The sequence below is a fragment of the Aeromonas sp. 11P genome (assembly GCF_051920165.1).
In the GTDB taxonomy this organism is placed as follows: domain Bacteria; phylum Pseudomonadota; class Gammaproteobacteria; order Enterobacterales; family Aeromonadaceae; genus Aeromonas; species Aeromonas veronii.
The window spans coordinates 3,009,971-3,026,909 of the sequence record NZ_JBQBDJ010000004.1 but is presented as its reverse complement, the minus strand read 5'-3'; the positions used below and the strand labels follow the sequence as shown (position 1 = coordinate 3,026,909).

The following is a 16,939-nucleotide window of genomic DNA, read 5'->3' as shown; positions in this document are numbered from 1 at the left end:
ATGCTGATCCGACTCTGGTGGCTGATCCGAAAAGAGCTGCAGGCCCTGATGGGCAATACCCAGGGGCGCTTTCTGCTCATCATGCCGGTGCTGCTGCAAACCGCCCTCTTCCCGTTCGCCGCCACTCTGGAGGTGACCGGCAACACGCTGGCCATCTACAACCAGGATGGCGGCGCCCAGAGCCGCGAGCTGCTGGAGCGCCTCACCCATATGCCCGCCTTTACCACCATCATCCCGGTGCAGGGCGAGGCGGGCATGACCGAGGCCATCACCGGGCAGCAGGCGTTGCTCGGGCTGATGATTCCGGGGGATTTCTCCCGCCGGCTGGCGCGGGGCGAACCGGCCAAGGTGCAGCTGATTATCGACGGCCGTCGCTCCAACGGCGGTCAGGTGGCGGCGGGTTACATCAGTCAGGTGATCACACGCTGGCAAAGTGAGGGCAAGGGGCAACCCGAGCTGGCGATACGTAACCTCTACAACCCCAACGTCGAATTCCACTGGCATATCCTGCCAGCGCTGGTGGCCATCATCACCACCACCGGCTGTCTTATCGTTACCGCCCTCTCGGTCGCGCGGGAGCGGGAGGAGGGCACCTTCGATCAGCTGCTGGTCTCCCCCCTCACCGCAGGCTGGATCATGGCGGGCAAGGCGGTGCCCGGCATCATGGTGGCGGTGGGACAAGGGTGCATAGTCGCGCTGGCCGCCCGTTTTGTCTTTCACCTCCCCTTTGCCGGCAGCCTCAGCCTGCTGATGGCGGGCATGGTCTGCTACGGGCTGGCACTGGCCGGGATCGGGCTCTTCATCTCGTCGTTCTGCTCGACCCAGCAGCAGGCCTTTCTCGGAGTCTTCTCCTTCACCGTACCGGCGGTGATCCTCTCGGGCTACATCTCGCCGGTAGAGAACATGCCGCAGGTGTTCCAGTGGCTGGCGGCCATCGACCCCCTCACCCACTTCATCGTGCTGCTCAAGGGGGTCTTCCTCAAGGGGTTTGACTGGTCGGCCGCCTGGCCCCTGCTCTGGCCGCTGCTCGCCATCGCCGGCGTCACCCTGTCGCTGGCGCTCGCCATGTTCCGCCGCCATATCGCCTGACGCGCCGCCTTGCTCGGCTGATGCCGGTCTCGCCCAGCGCGAGGCCGGCCTTTTTCCGCCAGAAGTTTTCACTCCCCGGCAGTTGCTAAACCGGGCTTTCCCTCCACCACCCCTCACCCCGAGCCACCCCAGAAATCATCAACTGGTATACCTAATTTTGTATATCTTTGAATTTTATCGAATTACCCCTGACGAGATATATAAATAGACACTTGATTTGCATCAATTGCCCGCCCCGACTGACTGGGTAGCCTAGCCCCAGAATGATGTTTTATTACTCCAAACTAGAGGCAATCATGAGCAAAGTCAGACTGGTCGTTGTGGGCAACGGCATGGTGGGGCACCGCTTCATCGAAGAGTTGATCGAGCGGGCCGACCCGGGCCGCTACGAGATCACCGTCTTCGGTGCAGAACCCCGTCCCGCCTACGATCGCGTCCATCTCTCCTCCTACTTCTCCCATCACACCAGCGAAGATCTCTCCCTCGTCAAACCCGGCTTCTACGACAAGCACGGCATCCGCCTGCTGCTCGGCGAAGCGGTGAAAAAAATCGACAGGGCCAACCGCGAAGTGCACTCCAACAAGGGCACTGTGGTCGGGTACGACAAGCTGGTGCTGGCCACCGGCTCCTACCCCTGGGTGCCGCCCATTGCGGGCAGTCAGCACCACGAGTGCTTCGTCTATCGCACCATCGAGGATCTGAAAGCCATCCGCAGCGCCGCCAAGAGTGGCAAGAGCGGGGTGGTGATCGGTGGCGGCCTGCTTGGCCTCGAAGCCGCCGGCGCCCTCAAGGCGCTGGGTCTCGAGACCCACGTGGTGGAGTTTGCTCCGGTGCTGATGGCCGAACAGCTCGACGGTCAGGGCGGCCAGCTGCTGCGCCGCAAGATTGAATCCATGGGCGTGCAGGTACACACCAGCAAGAGCACCAGCGAGATCCTGATGCATGGCGGCGAGCAGGCGAAGCACCGCCTCGCTTTCGCTGACGGCAGCCAGCTTGAAGTGGACGTGGTGGTCTTCTCCACCGGCATTCGCCCGCAAGATACCCTCGGCCGTTACGGTGATCTCGCCATCGCCGAGCGCGGCGGCATCGTTATTGACGATCACTGCCTCACCTCCGACTCCGACATCTATGCCATCGGCGAGTGCGCCGCCTGGCAGGGCCGCTTCTTCGGGCTGGTGGCACCGGGCTACAAGATGGCCCAGATCACCGTCGACCATCTGCTCGGCGGCGACAGCCGTTTCGAAGGGGCTGACATGAGCGCCAAGCTCAAGCTGCTCGGCGTCTCCGTCGGCTCCATCGGTGATGCCCACGGTCGCACCCCGGGCAGCCACAGCTATGTGTTTCAGGACGATCAGGCCGGCGTCTACAAGAAGATCGTGGTGAGCGAGGACAACAGCCGATTGCTCGGCGCCGTGCTGGTGGGTGACGTGGAAGATTACGGCAACCTGCTGCAGATGATGCTCAACGCCCTGCCGCTGCCGAGCCACCCGGACACCCTGATCCTGCCCGCCTACGCCGGTGCCAAGCCGACGCTGGGGGTGGATGCCCTGCCGGAAAGCGCCCAGATCTGCTCCTGCTTCGACGTCGCCAAGGGTGACATCGCCAAGGCGGTGGCCGAGGGTCACACCACCCTTGCCGCCATCAAGCAGCACACCAAGGCCGGTACCGGCTGCGGCGGCTGCGTGCCGCTCATCAGTCAGGTGCTCAACGCCGAACTGGTGAAGCAAGGCATCGAGGTCAACAACCACCTCTGCGCCCACTTCCCCCACTCCCGTCAGGAGCTGTTCCATCTGGTCAAGGTGGAGGGGATCAAGAGCTTCGACGAACTGCTGGCCAAGCACGGTCAGGGCTATGGCTGCGAGGTGTGCAAACCGACCGTCGGCTCCATCCTCGCCTCCTGCTGGAACGAGCATGTGCTGAGCCCGCGCAATATTCCGCTGCAGGACACCAACGACATCTTCCTCGGCAACATGCAGAAGGACGGCAGCTACTCCGTCATCCCGCGCATGGCCGGTGGCGAAGTGACCCCGGAAGGGCTGCTGGCGGTGGCCGAAGTGGCCCGCGACTACAAGCTCTACACCAAGATCACCGGCGCCCAGCGCATCGGTCTGTTCGGGGCCCAGAAGGATGACCTGCCCGCCATCTGGCGCAAGCTGCTGGCAGCCGGATTCGAGACAGGTCAGGCCTACGCCAAGGCGCTGCGTATGGCCAAGACCTGTGTCGGCAGCACCTGGTGCCGCTTCGGCGTGCAGGACAGCGTCGGCCTCGGGGTCTTCCTCGAGAACCGCTACAAGGGCATTCGCACCCCGCACAAGATGAAGTTCGGCGTCTCCGGCTGTACCCGCGAATGTGCGGAAGCGCAGGGCAAGGATGTCGGCATCATCGCCACCGATGCGGGTTGGAACCTCTATGTGGGCGGCAACGGCGGCATGAAGCCACGCCACGCCGACCTGCTGGCTTCTGACCTCGACCGCGAGACCCTCATCAAGCTGATCGACCGCTTTATGATGTTCTACGTCACCAGCGCCGACAAACTGCAGCGCACCTCGGTCTGGCTCGGCAATCTGGAAGGGGGCATCGACTACCTGCGCGAGGTGATCGTCGACGACAAACTGGGGCTGGCCGAGACGCTGGAGCGCGATATCCAGACCCTGATCGACAGCTACGAGTGCGAATGGTCGCGCACCCTCAATGAAGAGGAGGCGCTCAAGCGCTTCAGCCACTTCATCAACAGCGACAAGCGCGACCCGGACGTGCAATTCGTCGCCGAGCGCGACCAGCACCGACCGGCCACCCCGGCCGAGCGCATCCCCGTCTACCAGATCGAGGTGGAAACCAAATGATGAAACTAGCCTGCCAACTCAGCGACATCCTGCCGGGAACCGGTGTCTGTGCTCTGATCGAGGGGCGCCAGATCGCCCTGTTCCGCCCGAGCGCGGCCGCCGAGGTGTTCGCCATCGACAACCGGGATCCCTTCTTCGCCGCCAACGTGCTGTCGCGGGGCCTGATCTGCGAACACGACGGCGAACTCTGGGTCGCCAGCCCGCTCAAGAAGCAGCGCTTTCGCCTGAGCGATGGCCACTGTTTCGACAATCCCGCCATGTCGGTTCAAAGCTACCCCGTTGAAGTACGCGACCAGCAGGTCTGGGTCGCCGTCTAAAGCCGATTTCACTCTCTTTCGGGCTGCCTGTGGGCAGCCCTTTCAAGGACTCACAAGATGTACACGGAAACCATTAACAAATGCGCCGCCAACGCGGCCCGCATCAACCGCTTCGAGCGCAGCGACAAGCTCGGCTTCTGGCTCAGCTCCGCCATGGCGGGGGCCTATGTGGGCCTCGGCATCATCCTCATCTTCACCCTCGGCAATCTGGTGGATCCGAGCATCCGACCGCTGGTGATGGGGGCCACCTTCGGCATCGCCCTGACGCTGGTCATCATCGCCGGCTCCGAGCTGTTTACCGGCCACACCATGTTCCTCACCTTCGGGGTGAAGACGGGCAAGATCACCATGGCAGACCTGGGCCGGCAACCTGATTGGCTCCATCGTGGTGGCGCTCATCTACTCCTACGGCGGCAGCCTGCTGCCGGATGCGGGCAGTCTGGCCCACAAGGTGGCGCTGGCCAAGACCCAGGCTCCGGCGCTGACCCTGTTTATGAAGGGGATCCTCTGCAACTGGCTGGTCTGCCTCGCCATCTGGATGGCGCTGCGCACCGAAGGGGCCGCCCGCTTCATCGCCATCTGGTGGTGCCTGCTGGCTTTTATCGCCTCCGGCTACGAGCACTCCATCGCCAACATGACCCTGTTCGCCCTCTCCTGGTTTGGCGCCCACTCCGAGGCCTACACCCTGGGCGGCATCGGCCACAACCTGCTGTGGGTGACGCTGGGCAACACCGTCTCCGGCGTCCTCTTTATGGGCCTCGGCTACTGGTATGCCACCCCGAAAGCTGAACGCCCGGTTGCAGTGAGCGAGACCACCAGCACCGCCAACAAGACCCGAACCGCCTGATCCGGAGGCCCCATGGACTACTTGCCCATCTTTTGCCGACTCGACAACAAACCCGTGCTGCTGGTCGGCGGCGGCGAAGTGGCAGAGCGCAAGGCGCGCCTGCTGCTGGATGCCGGTGCCCAGCTCACTGTGGTCGCGCCCGAGCTCGACCCCGAGCTGGCGGAACTGGCTGCCAACGGCAGCATCGAGTGGCTGGCCGGTGAATTTGTGCCGGAACAACTGGCGGGCAAGTGGCTGGTGGTGGCCGCAACCGATCGGCGCGAGGTGAATGCACTGGTTTATCAAAGCGCCAATCAGGCGCGGATCTTTGCCAACGTGGTGGATGACCCGAAACGCTCCAGCTTCATCATGCCGTCGATCATCGACCGATCACCGCTGATGGTGGCCATCTCCTCCGGCGGCAAGGCGCCGGTGCTGGCTCGCTTGCTGCGGGAAAAACTCGAAGCCCTGCTACCGCAACATCTGGGTGCCGTGGCGGCCTTTGCCGGCAACCTGCGGGAGCGGGTCAAGGCGCGCTTCGCCAGCATGGGGGAACGGCGCCGCTTCTGGGAGCGGCTGCTCGGGGCGGATCGGCTCGGTCAAGCGCTGGCCCGCGGTGATAGTGCCTCTGCCCACCAATTGGCCGACAACCTGTTTGCCGACGGGAGCCAGACCGGAGGCGAGGTGGTACTGGTGGGAGCCGGCCCCGGCGATCCGGGTCTGCTCACCCTGCACGCCCTGCGCCAGATGCAGCAGGCCGACGTGGTGGTCTATGACCGGCTGGTCTCCGACGAGGTGATGGCGCTGGTGCGCCGGGATGCCAAGCGGATCTTCGTCGGCAAGCAGGCGGGCAACCACTGCGTGCCGCAGGAGGGGATCAACCAGCTGTTGCTGGAGGAGGCGAAGAAGGGCCAGCGGGTGGTGCGGCTCAAGGGGGGCGACCCCTTTATCTTCGGCCGTGGCGGCGAGGAGCTGGAGACGCTGGTCGGCAGCGGCATCGGTTTTCAGGTGGTGCCGGGGATCACTGCGGCCAGCGGCTGCGCCGCCTACGCCGGCATTCCGCTGACCCACCGCAACCACGCCCAGAGCGTGCGCTTCGTCACGGCCCACGGCAAGGGGGGCGCCCGGGATCTCGACTGGCCGTTGCTGGCCAAAGACAGGCAGACCCTGGTGTTCTACATGGGGCTCTCATCCTGCGCCACCATCCGTGAACAGCTGCTGGCCCACGGCAAGGCGGGCAACACCCCGGTGGCGCTGATCGAGCGCGGCACCCAACCCTGCCAGCGGGTCATTCGCGGCACTCTCGATGAGCTGCCCGCACTGGCGGTGGGGGTCGAGAGTCCGGCGCTGATCATGGTGGGCTCGGTGGTGACCCTAGCCGACCGGCTCGCCTGGTTTGGCGAGGCACCACAGGCTCAGCGCGCCCTCGCCTGAGGGATCCTCGGCAACTCACCATGAGGCCACCAGCAGGTGGCCTCACTTTTACCTCCCTCTTCTCCCATCACGGTCATAACCTGTTGTTTTAAGTCTGGTATCCTATGGGCATTGAGCCCTTGGCTACCATCTCAGGAATTCATCCCATGTCTCTTCCCATCAAGAACAGCGCCCGGCAGCGCGCGGATGACAGATCCCGCATTCTCACCCTGCTGCTGCGCGATGATGCCCTCACCGACAGCCTGCTCGACCCGCAGGTGGTGCAGGATGCCGAGCAACGCGATCAGACCAGCGAACTCACCACGCTGGTCAACGGGTTGCCCGCCGCCGACGTCGCCGATGCGCTGGAGTCGCTGCCGCCCGATGAACGTCATGCCCTGTGGGCACTGGTGGAGGAGGAGAAGCGCGGCCAGATCCTGGTCGAAGCGTCAGAGACGGTGTGGGACAGCCTGATCAGCGGGATGAGCGACAAGGAGCTGCTGCACGCCCTGCGCACCCTGGATATCGACGACCAGATCTATTTGGGCCAGTACCTGCCACGCAACCTGATGGGGCGGCTGCTCACCTATATGGCCCCCGCCGACCGGGATCGGGTGCGGGAGGTGATCCGCTACGGCAAGCACACCGTCGGCGCCATGATGGACTTCGAGATCATCACCATCCGCCCCGAGGTGACGCTCGCCACTGTGCAGCGCTATCTGCGCCTGCGCGGCAAGATCCCCGCCAACACCGACAAGCTGTTCGTCATCGATCGGCGCAACCACCTGCTGGGGGAGCTGGCCCTCACCACAGTACTGCTGCACAAACCCGCTACCCTGGTGAGCGACGTGATGGAGCGGGATCCGGTCACCTTCGATCCGGAGGATAACGACGAAGCGGCGGCTCGCACCTTCGAGCGGGATGACCTGCTCTCCGCCGCTGTGGTGGATGGCAAGGGAAAGCTGATGGGCCGCCTCACCGTTGAAGAGGTGGTGGACCTGGTCTATGAGGAGAGTGACACCGACCTGCGCCGGATGGGGGGTATCAGCGAGGATGAAGACGTGTTCGCGCCCGTCTCCAAGGCGGTCAAGACCCGCTGGGCCTGGCTGGCGCTGAACCTCTGCACCGCCTTTGTCGCCTCGCGGGTGATAGGCATGTTCGAGCACACCATCTCCCAGCTGGTGGCGCTGGCGGCGCTGATGCCCATCGTCGCCGGGATCGGCGGCAACACCGGCAACCAGACCATCACCATGATAGTGCGGGCGCTGGCGCTGCAGCACATTCAGGCGGGCAACCTCTCCTTCCTGCTGCTGCGGGAACTCGGCGTCGCCTTTATCAACGGGCTGGTGTGGGGTGGCACCATGGGGCTTGCCACCTATCTGCTCTATCAGGATGCGGCGCTCGGCGCCGTGATGACCCTGGCCATGATGCTCAACCTGCTGGTGGCCGCCCTGATGGGAGTCATCATCCCCATGACCATGACCCGCCTCGGCCGCGACCCGGCAGTGGGGGCCAGCGTGATGATCACCGCCATCACCGACACCGGCGGCTTCTTTATCTTCCTCGGGTTGGCGACCCTGTTCCTGCTGTAAGCCGTGCGTTGAAAACAACAAGGGAGCCACTGGCTCCCTTGTTGTTTCAGGTGCGTTTGCCCGCCCCTGCCGTTGGCTGCTTATCGCTTGTCAGCGGTGATCAGCAGGCCATTGGAGTCGGGGAAACCGATGACCAGTGCATCATTTTTGTCATCCGTGGTAAAGGCGGTGACATAGGCGACGCTGTTATCCATCGCCCTGGCCAGAGCGGCATTCCAGAGGTTCTCGATCGGCGTGGCTGCGGCGGATTGCTTGAAGTTGCACTTGCCAAATCCGGTCATGGTGAGCTTGCTCAACCCGGCAGTGGCACTCCCCTCGCCCACCAGCGTACAACCTGCCGCCGGAAACTCGATCGCTACTGTCAGCTTGCCGCCGTTGTTGGTGGTATCCACCTTGCCCACCATGTCGCTGCTGAAGCCATCGCTACCCGTTGCACTCCAGCTGGCCGTGGTCACTGCTTTGGTGGTCAGGGCCGTCACCGCCACATGACCGCTGAAACCGGAATAGATGGGGGCGTTGTCGGAGAAGGTGGTGCCATTCCGGGTGAAATCAAAAACCCAGCGCTTGATCTCCTTGCCCTGCAGATCGATGACCGGCTGATCCTGGAAGGTGATGAGGTTGTGGTTGTTGCTTACCGTGCTCACCGCAGTGCCGCTGCCGAGCCGCTCGCTGGTACGGGTCAGCTGCACCGGGTAGATCCCGTCCTTGTCGGCTTTCTGGTCAGCCTGACCCAGCCACTGGCTGTTGGTCTCGATCTTGCCTGCCTGATGTTCCACCCAGACACCCCAGCGCTGCACGGTTTCACCCTTGGGGTAGACCAGCGCCAGACCATCCAGATCCTTGATCATGCGCGGCGTCGCCTTGTCGCCATCGCGGCTCATCAGATTCGCTTGGTAAAGACCCGCCTCCGGCAGAGCCAGTGGCACCCGCTTGGCGATGCTGTTGGCAGCTTTTTCGCTGTCACAGGCAGACAGGGCCGCAGCGCAGGCGATGGCCAGCAGCGCTTTGTTGTGCATTTTCATGAAGTTTTATTCCTTGCTGTCGCTTTGTAATTTTTAGATGCAATCAATCGCCGCTGAATTTAAGGGAAAGGTCATCTATCAGTCGAATGGAGATCTGTAACCAACCATTACAGCCTCGCAGGAGCAGCAGGCCGCGCAGCTTGCACCGACCGCACTGCTGTGACGACAGGGTGACTCACGGCGGAAAAGCAGCGAAAGTAGCGGCCCTAAAGAAAGACAAAAAAGAGATTAAAATCAGAGCCATAAGTCTATTAACAGGAGGGTAATTAGCCCGAATTGCCAGCCTGCTCACAATCGGATTCTTTTGCTGTCGATAGAATGCACCACGCTGGCATACCCATAACAAGAGAATCCAACAATGAAAACCACCCTCAAACTGAGCGCGGTGGCAGTTATTTTTTTGCTGTCCGGCTGTGACGACAACAACTCTCAGGCCCCCGGTGATCTCACCCTGCGGCTGATCGAAACCTCTGATATCCACTCCAACCTGCTGAGTTACGACTACTACCAGAACAAGCCGGATGCCTCACTGGGCTTCGCCCGCACCGCGGTGCTGATCCGCAAGGCCCGCGAAGAGAACGCCAACAACTTGCTGATCGACAACGGCGACCTGATCCAGGGCACCCCGCTTGCCGACTATATCCACGACCAGCAGGTCAAGCAGCAATGGCTGAGCAAGCAGACCCACCCCGCCATCAAGGCGCTCAACACCATGAGCTATGATGTCGGCAACCTGGGCAACCACGAATTCAACTTCGGTCTCGACTTCCTCTCAGAGACCCTGAAAGGGGCCAACTACCCCTACATCAACGCCAACGTCTTCCAGGCCGATGCCTTCAGCCGTGATGGCAAGGGCACCATCGACTGGAGCAAGCAGAAGTTCAAACCCTATGTGGTGCTGGATCGTCAGGTGAAGGATGCCAACGGCAATACCCAGACCATCAAGGTCGGGGTGCTGGGGCTGACTCCGCCCCAGATCACCCAGTGGGACAAGCGCAATCTGGAAGGCAAGGTGGTGGTGGCCGATATGGTCGAGACCGCCGAACACTATGTACCCGAAATCCGCGCCAAGGGCGCTGACATCGTCGTGGTCGTGGCCCACACCGGCATCATAGGTGACCCGCGCGAACCCATGATGGAGAACGCCGCCCTGCCGCTGGCCAAAGTGAAGGGGGTCGATGCCCTGCTGCTGGGCCATGCCCACCGCACTTTCCCGGGCGACTACCCCAACATGACCGACGTGGACAACGAGAAAGGCACCCTGGCGGGCGTACCGACCGTGATGCCGGGCGTCTGGGGCAACCACCTCGGCATCATCGACCTGCACATGACCTGGAAAGAGGGTCGCTGGGAAGTGGCCTCCAGCCAGTCCCAGCTGCGCAAAATCGACAGCAGCGCCAGCAGCACCGAAGATCAGGCGGTAGTCGATCAGGTCATTGCCGAGCACGAGCAGGCCAACCAGTGGCTGGACGAGCCACTCAGCAAGATCACCAAGCCAATCCACAGCTTCTTCGCGCTGGTGCAGGATGACCCCTCCATCCAGATCGTCAGCGACGCCCAACTGTGGCATGCCAAGAAACTGCAACAGGATGGTCAGCTCAAGGAGAAATGGCCCATTCTCTCCGCCGCCGCACCATTCCGCGGCGGTCGCAACGGCCCGACCGACTTCACCTATGTACCGGCTGGCAATATCTCCCTGCGCAACGTGGCCGACCTCTATGTCTACCCCAACACCCTGCAGGTGGTCGCCATCAATGGCGCGACCGTACAGGAGTGGCTGGAGAAGAGTGCCGTCCAGTTCAACAAGATCGATGCCGCCAGTACCGCAACCCAGTGGCTGGTGAACGAGAAGTACCGCACCTACAACTTCGACGTGATCGATGGGGTGAACTATCAGGTCGATGTGACCAAACCCGCCCGTTATGATGTGGATGGCAACAAGGTGAGCGACAGCTACCGCATCACCAACCTCACCTATCAGGGCAAAGCAATCGACCCGGCCCAGATGTTCTACGTGGTGACCAACAACTACCGCGCCAGCGGTGGTGGCAACTTCCCGGGCATCAACGCCAAGGTGATCGTCCATGAAGATCAGTTCGAAACCCGCGAAGTGCTCTCCGAATACCTCAAGGATCTGGCAGAGAAGAATCCGGCCGGTTTCGAGCCCCCGGCAGACAACAACTGGCAGCTGGCCCCCCTGCCCGCCAATCTGGATCTGCGCATCTACAGCTCGCCACGCAGCGAGGCGCAAGCCCTGACCGGCGGCAAGCTGAACTATGTGGAGACCCTGCCGCCCACCGATGCCAAACACCCCGGCTTTGGCGTCTACAAGCTGGTGCTGGCACCCTGATCCTCAGGGTTAATCCGGCAATAACCTCTGCAACCCCCTCCCGATACGAGGGGGTTTTTAATGGTGCAGGCGGAGGGGTCAGCGCCTGTACGCCAGCCGCTACCCGCAGCAACTCGCGCAGTCTATTTATCCCTTCACGCCACCCCCCCCTCTATCACACCATCCAGATCCCGGCTGGTCTGCCCCATCCCGCCCATAAAAAACAGGCCCACCGAAGTGGGCCTGCTGTTATTTGCTTGGGTGGGAGTATCGCGATAAAGGGCGCTACTCCCGCTCCTTCACATAGGGGGTACCAAGCGCCTTCGGCGCCACGGCGCGGCCGATAAAACCGGCCAGCAGGAACACGGTCAGGATGTAGGGCAGTGCCTCGATGGCCTGCACCGGAATGGCGAAGCCACCGATACTGACCCCTTGCAGGCGGATGGCGACCGCATCGAGGAAGCCGAACAGCAGACAGGCTGCCATGGCATTCCAGGGACGCCACTTGCCGAACACCAGCGCCGCCAGCGCCATAAAGCCCTTGCCAGCACTCATGTTGGGGATGAACTGGGCCGTCTGGGCCACCGCCAGATAGGTGCCACCGATACCGGCCAGCAGGCCGCCGATGAGGAGCGCGGTGTAGCGCATCCGCACCACAGAGATACCGGCGGTATCGACCGCTGCGGGCGCCTCGCCCACCGCCCGCAGACGCAGACCGAAGCGGGTACGGAACATCACCCACCAGGCCAGCGGTACGCAGGCGAACGCCACGTACTCCAGCAGGGAGTGGCCGCTCAGCAACTCGCTGTAGAGCTGGCCGATCACCGGCACATCCCACAACTCCTTGGCATAGGGCAGATCGATGGGGGCGAAACGGGCATCACCGGAGAGCGCTGGCGTCTGGCCACCCTGATCGAACCAGTAACGGCCCAGGGTAACGGTCAGACCGGCCGCCAGAATGTTGATGGCCATGCCGCTCACCACCTGATCACCGCGGTGAGTGATGGTGGCAAAGCCGTGCATCAGGGCAAACAGGATGGAGACACCCACCCCGGCCCCCAGACCTATCCAGGCAGAACCGGAGACCGCAGCCGCCGCACCACTGGCGAACGCCGCCGCCAGCAGTTTGCCTTCCAGCGCGATGTTGACCACCCCGGAGCGCTCGCAGAACATGCCGGCCATGGCGGCCAGAATGAGGGGCGGCGCGGTACGAATGGTCGCATCCAGCATCAGGATCAGAATTTCAAACATGATCAGACTCCTTTAGCTTGCGCGGCTGAGCGGTTGGCAAACGCCAGATAGAGCTGCTCGATGCGCGGACGCATCATGTGCTCAAGGGCGCCACAGAACAGGATCACCAGACCCTGCAACACCACCACGATGTTGCGGTCAACACCGAACTCGAAGCTGAGCTCGGCGCCCCCCTGATAGAGGAAACCGAACAGCAGGCTGGCGATGATGACGCCGACCGGATGGTTGCGCCCCATCAGCGCCACCGCGATACCGGTGAAGCCGAACCCTTCCACGAAGTTGAGCTTGATCTGGTGCAGCTCACCCTGCAGCACGTTGAGGGCGAAGAAGCCCGACAGCATGCCGGAGATGACCATGGCCAGGATCACCACCTTGGGATAGGAGATACCGGCATAGGCGGAGGCACTCTGGCTCGCGCCAACCGAGCGGATCTCGTAACCCCAGCGGGTGTGCCAGATAAAGACCCACACCAGCGCCGCACAGATCAGCGCCCAGAAGAAGCTGATATTGAGCGGGCTGTTGGGGATCTCCATCCCGAACAGGTTCGCCAGCCCGCTCATCTTGGGCAGCCAGCTTGCCTCGGCAAATACCTTGCTCTCGGTCGCCATCGAACCGGGCGGCTTGAACACCTCCACCAGCAGATAGGCCATCAGCGAGGCGGCGATGAAGTTGAACATGATGGTGGTGATCACGATATGGCTGCCGCGCTTGGCTTGCAGCCAGGCCGGAATAAAGGCCCAGGCCGCACCGAACAGACCACCGGCAATGATGGAGAGCGGCAACAGCAGGGCAAACGGCAGCACATCACCGAGCATCAGACAGACCAGACCGACACCGAGACCGCCGATATAGGCCTGACCTTCACCACCGATGTTGAACAAACCGGCGTGGAAGGCGACCGCCACCGACAAACCGGTAAAGATAAAGCCGGTTGCGTAGTAGAGGGTGAAGCCGACCCCTTCACCAGTGCCGAACGCGCCGTACCACATGATCTTGGCGGCATCGACCGGGTTGATGTCGAGGTAGTAGAACAGAATGGCCGACACCAGGAAGGCCAGCAGGATGTTGACCGCAGACAAGACGCCTACGGAGACCCAGGCAGGAATACGTACTTGGCTCATCAGTGGGCCTCCTTGGCAACGTCATCGGGAACGATATTCGCCATCATCAGACCAATGGTGCGCTCATCCGCCTTGGCACCATCCAGCTCGCCGACGATGCGGCCATCGGCAATGACCAGAATGCGATCTGCGAGGCTCATGATCTCGTCCAGCTCCACCGAGACCAGCAGCACCGCCTTGCCCTTGTCGCGCATGGCGATGATCTGCTGGTGGATATATTCGATGGCGCCGATGTCGACCCCGCGAGTCGGCTGGCCGATCAACAGCACATCCGGGTCCTGCTCCACTTCACGGGCGATCACCAGCTTCTGCTGGTTGCCACCGGAGAAGTTGGCGGTCTTGTGATCGGGATGGGGCGGGCGCACGTCCCACTTCTCCATCTTGGCCTGACAATCCTGCTGGATCGCCTCCTTGTTCTGCAGCCACCCCTTGTTGTATTGCGGGCGACGGTGATAGCCGAGAATAAAGGCCTCTTTCGCCTCGAAGCGGTTGATCAGCCCCATCTTGTGGCGATCTTCCGGCACATGGCCGAGGCCGTAGTTGCGCACCAGCTCGGGATCGGCCGGGTGCTCAGCGCTCACCTTGTGCACGCCGCTGCGGCTGCTGATGGTAAAGCCACCCTTGCTCGGCTTGAGAATGCCGCCAAGCAGGCTGAGCAGTTCGGACTGACCGTTGCCGGAGACCCCGGCGATGCCGACCACTTCACCGGCCCGCACCTCGAAGCTGACCGATTTGACCCGCTCCACCTTGCTGGCATCGACGTAGCTGAGCCCTTCGATCTTCAGCTTGGCTTCACCTGGCTGGGTTGGCCCCTTGTCGACCTTGAGGCGCACCTTGCGGCCCACCATCAACTCGGCCAGCTGCTCCTTGTCGGTATCCTTGGTGGCGACGTGGGCCACCATCTCGCCACGGCGCATGATGGAGACCTGATCGGTAATGGCCAGGATCTCCCGCAGCTTGTGGGTGATAAGGATGATGGTCGCCCCCTGATCCCGCAGCTTTTTCAGTACCTCGAACAGGTGATCCGCCTCTTGCGGGGTCAGTACCCCGGTCGGCTCGTCGAGGATCAGGATGCGGGCGCCGCGATAGAGCGCCTTGAGAATTTCGACCCGCTGTTGCAAGCCAACCGGCAGATCTTCGACCTTCTCGTGCAGCGGCACGTCGAGGCCATAATCCCGCGCCAGTTCGCCAAGCAACTTTTCGGCTGACGCCACGCTCTGCTGAAGGTGCCAGCCGTTCTCAGCGCCGAGGATGACGTTTTCCAATACGGTGAAGTTATTGACCAGCATGAAGTGCTGGTGAACCATGCCCACCCCTGCGGCAATCGCATCTTGTGAGCCATGGGGTTTGAAAGGATTCCCGTCGATCAGCATCTCGCCTTTGTCGGCATGGTAGAAACCATAAATGATGCTCATCAGGGTGGACTTACCGGCGCCATTTTCGCCGACAATGCCGTGGATACTGCCTTTGCGAACCTTAAGGTCGATCAGCTTGTTGGCGTACACTTCGCCGAACCGCTTATCGATACCTCTTAATTCGATGGCATAGCGATCTGTCTGGTCCATGATGCAGCCCTGCGTTTCATGAAATAAGACTAAAAACCGGCCCGTGCGGGCCGGTGGTGCGTTGAGAGTCGTAGCAACTATCTAATTAGTATTTGCAGGTGTTATCGCTCATGTAGTCATGAACCTTGACCTTGCCAGCGATGATTTCAGCCTTGATGGCATCTACCTTGGCTTTCATTTCCGGGGTGATCAGCTTCTCGTTGTCCTTGTCGAGTGCCCAATCCACACCGCCTTCAGCCAGACCCAGGTTCTTGATACCCGGCTTCCACTGGCCTTTGGCAGCGTCATCCCAGGTTTGGTAAGCAGCCAGACCCACAGACTTGACCATGGAGGTCAGCATGGTGCCCGGTTGCAGGTGGTTCTGGTTGGAGTCCACGCCGATGGCGAACTTGCCGCTGTCCTTGGCTGCCTGATAGACACCGATACCGGTACCGCCAGCTGCGGCGTAAACCACGTCAGCGCCCTTGGCGAACTGGGACTTGGCCAGCTCGGCACCTTTGGCCGGGTCAGCAAACGCGGCCGGGGTAGAGCCCGCCATGTTCTGGAACACTTCGATCTTCGGATTGACGAACTTGGCACCCTGCTCGTAACCGCACTGGAATTTGCGGATCAGCGGGATATCCATGCCGCCCACGAAGCCGACCTTGCCGCTCTTGGAAGCGATGGCAGCCAGCGCGCCCACCAGGAAGGAACCTTCATGCTCCTTGAAGATGACGGACTGGACGTTCGGCTTGTCGACCACCATGTCGATGATGGTGAACTGGGTTTTCGGGAATTCGGTCGCGACCTTCTCTACCGCAGAACCCATGTTGAAACCGACCGCCACGATCGGGCCGTTGCCACGGCTGGCCAGACGACGCAGACCCTGCTCGCGCTGGGCTTCGTTCTGGGGTTCAAACTCTTTGACCTTGACGCCCTTGTCCTTGTTGTAGAGCTCGACGCCGTTACGGAACACGGCTTCGTTGAATGATTTGTCATACTTGCCCGCGGTGTCATAAATGACGGCTGGCTCGGAAGCAGCCTGAGCAGAGAGAGCAGCGAGAGTGAGGGAGGCCACAGTGGCCAGCTTGAGCACTTTAGTCACGATCGTATCCTTGATTGTTATTAAGTGAGGGAACTTGCTTGCCTGTCAGAGCAGGCTATCTAGCACGCAGGCTTACTCTAAGTCAGCCCCGATGCGGGTCAAGCAAATGATAAGGGAAAAACGTTTGCGTTAACGGTTTGAATTCTAAGCAAATAACCTTATAAGCAGTTGTTTTTTAGCTGCTTTTCAGTTTTTTATGCTAACAACCAAAAGACCCAAACGACATTTCTCTTATTGTTCAGCAAGTTACTGTAAACCGTTTTCCTATCTTATTCATCCAGCCCCCCGGCAAGCCCGTGATCCGGCTCGCAAAATCCCCACAAACCGCGCGAGCAAGGATTGGCTACAGCTGGAAACCTCCTCTCTCTGCGCCAGCCAAAAATGGCCGCATCGGTGCCCCTGCAACCGCCCATCTTGCCCCTCCCCCCGAGTTTGGATTTGGTCTGGCAGGGGGATGGCCGTATAATCCCCGCCTGTATAAATAAAC

At 61.6% G+C, this 16,939-nt stretch carries 11 protein-coding genes and 1 pseudogene; 7 read left to right on the top strand and 5 right to left on the bottom strand.

Features of this window, described 5'->3' with window-relative positions:
* The 6 genes and pseudogenes from ACTG1P_RS13925 (at nt 1) to mgtE (ending at nt 8,080) form a co-directional block, all read left to right on the top strand.
* On the top strand, nt 1–1,089 hold the full coding sequence (locus tag ACTG1P_RS13925) for an ABC transporter permease (RefSeq protein ID WP_440001518.1): 1,089 nt from the start codon (nt 1–3) through the stop codon (nt 1,087–1,089).
* Nucleotides 1,090–1,385: 296 nt separating this feature from the next.
* Nucleotides 1,386–3,932 carry a nitrite reductase large subunit NirB gene (gene nirB, locus ACTG1P_RS13920; protein WP_440001517.1) on the top strand — a complete coding sequence of 849 codons (2,547 nt, stop codon included), beginning with the start codon at nt 1,386–1,388 and terminating at the stop codon, nt 3,930–3,932.
* Nucleotides 3,932–4,249, top strand: a complete 318-nt coding sequence (nirD, locus tag ACTG1P_RS13915; RefSeq protein WP_108572111.1) for a nitrite reductase small subunit NirD — start codon at nt 3,932–3,934, stop codon at nt 4,247–4,249. Before nirB ends, nirD begins: the two co-directional genes overlap by 1 nt.
* Before the next feature lie 57 nt (nt 4,250–4,306).
* Nucleotides 4,307–5,096: pseudogene (gene nirC / locus ACTG1P_RS13910) on the top strand (nitrite transporter NirC).
* Nucleotides 5,097–5,108: 12 nt separating this feature from the next.
* Nucleotides 5,109–6,509 (top strand): siroheme synthase CysG, encoded by a 1,401-nt coding sequence (gene cysG, locus ACTG1P_RS13905; RefSeq protein ID WP_440001516.1) that lies wholly within the window; start codon nt 5,109–5,111, stop codon nt 6,507–6,509.
* A 146-nt stretch (nt 6,510–6,655) separates the two neighbouring features.
* The gene (mgtE, locus tag ACTG1P_RS13900; RefSeq protein ID WP_440001515.1) at nt 6,656–8,080 is read left to right on the top strand and encodes a magnesium transporter; all 1,425 of its coding nucleotides are present in this window, start codon (nt 6,656–6,658) and stop codon (nt 8,078–8,080) included.
* 80 nt (nt 8,081–8,160) lie between these two features.
* On the opposite strand, the gene ACTG1P_RS13895 is transcribed toward mgtE, so the two are convergent.
* Nucleotides 8,161–9,102 (bottom strand): hypothetical protein, encoded by a 942-nt coding sequence (locus ACTG1P_RS13895; RefSeq protein WP_440001514.1) that lies wholly within the window; start codon nt 9,100–9,102, stop codon nt 8,161–8,163.
* Between the two features lie 358 nt (nt 9,103–9,460).
* Here ACTG1P_RS13895 and ACTG1P_RS13890 point away from each other — a divergent pair, with 358 nt between their 5' ends.
* On the top strand, nt 9,461–11,452 hold the full coding sequence (locus ACTG1P_RS13890; RefSeq protein ID WP_227341625.1) for a bifunctional 2',3'-cyclic-nucleotide 2'-phosphodiesterase/3'-nucleotidase: 1,992 nt from the start codon (nt 9,461–9,463) through the stop codon (nt 11,450–11,452).
* A gap of 264 nt (nt 11,453–11,716) precedes the next feature.
* Here ACTG1P_RS13890 and ACTG1P_RS13885 read toward each other — a convergent pair whose 3' ends face one another.
* The 4 genes from ACTG1P_RS13885 to ACTG1P_RS13870 all read right to left on the bottom strand — a co-directional run bounded on the left by ACTG1P_RS13885 (nt 11,717) and on the right by ACTG1P_RS13870 (nt 16,452).
* Nucleotides 11,717–12,682 carry an ABC transporter permease gene (locus ACTG1P_RS13885; RefSeq protein WP_021230728.1) on the bottom strand — a complete coding sequence of 322 codons (966 nt, stop codon included), beginning with the start codon at nt 12,680–12,682 and terminating at the stop codon, nt 11,717–11,719.
* Between the two features lie 2 nt (nt 12,683–12,684).
* Nucleotides 12,685–13,803, bottom strand: a complete 1,119-nt coding sequence (locus tag ACTG1P_RS13880; protein ID WP_005357011.1) for an ABC transporter permease — start codon at nt 13,801–13,803, stop codon at nt 12,685–12,687.
* Entirely contained in the window at nt 13,803–15,368 is a 1,566-nt protein-coding gene (locus ACTG1P_RS13875) for an ABC transporter ATP-binding protein (protein ID WP_374880196.1), read from the bottom strand. Before ACTG1P_RS13875 ends, ACTG1P_RS13880 begins: the two co-directional genes overlap by 1 nt.
* Before the next feature lie 85 nt (nt 15,369–15,453).
* The gene (locus ACTG1P_RS13870; protein WP_279464104.1) at nt 15,454–16,452 is read right to left on the bottom strand and encodes a BMP family lipoprotein; all 999 of its coding nucleotides are present in this window, start codon (nt 16,450–16,452) and stop codon (nt 15,454–15,456) included.
* Nucleotides 16,453–16,939: the final 487 nt, after the last annotated feature.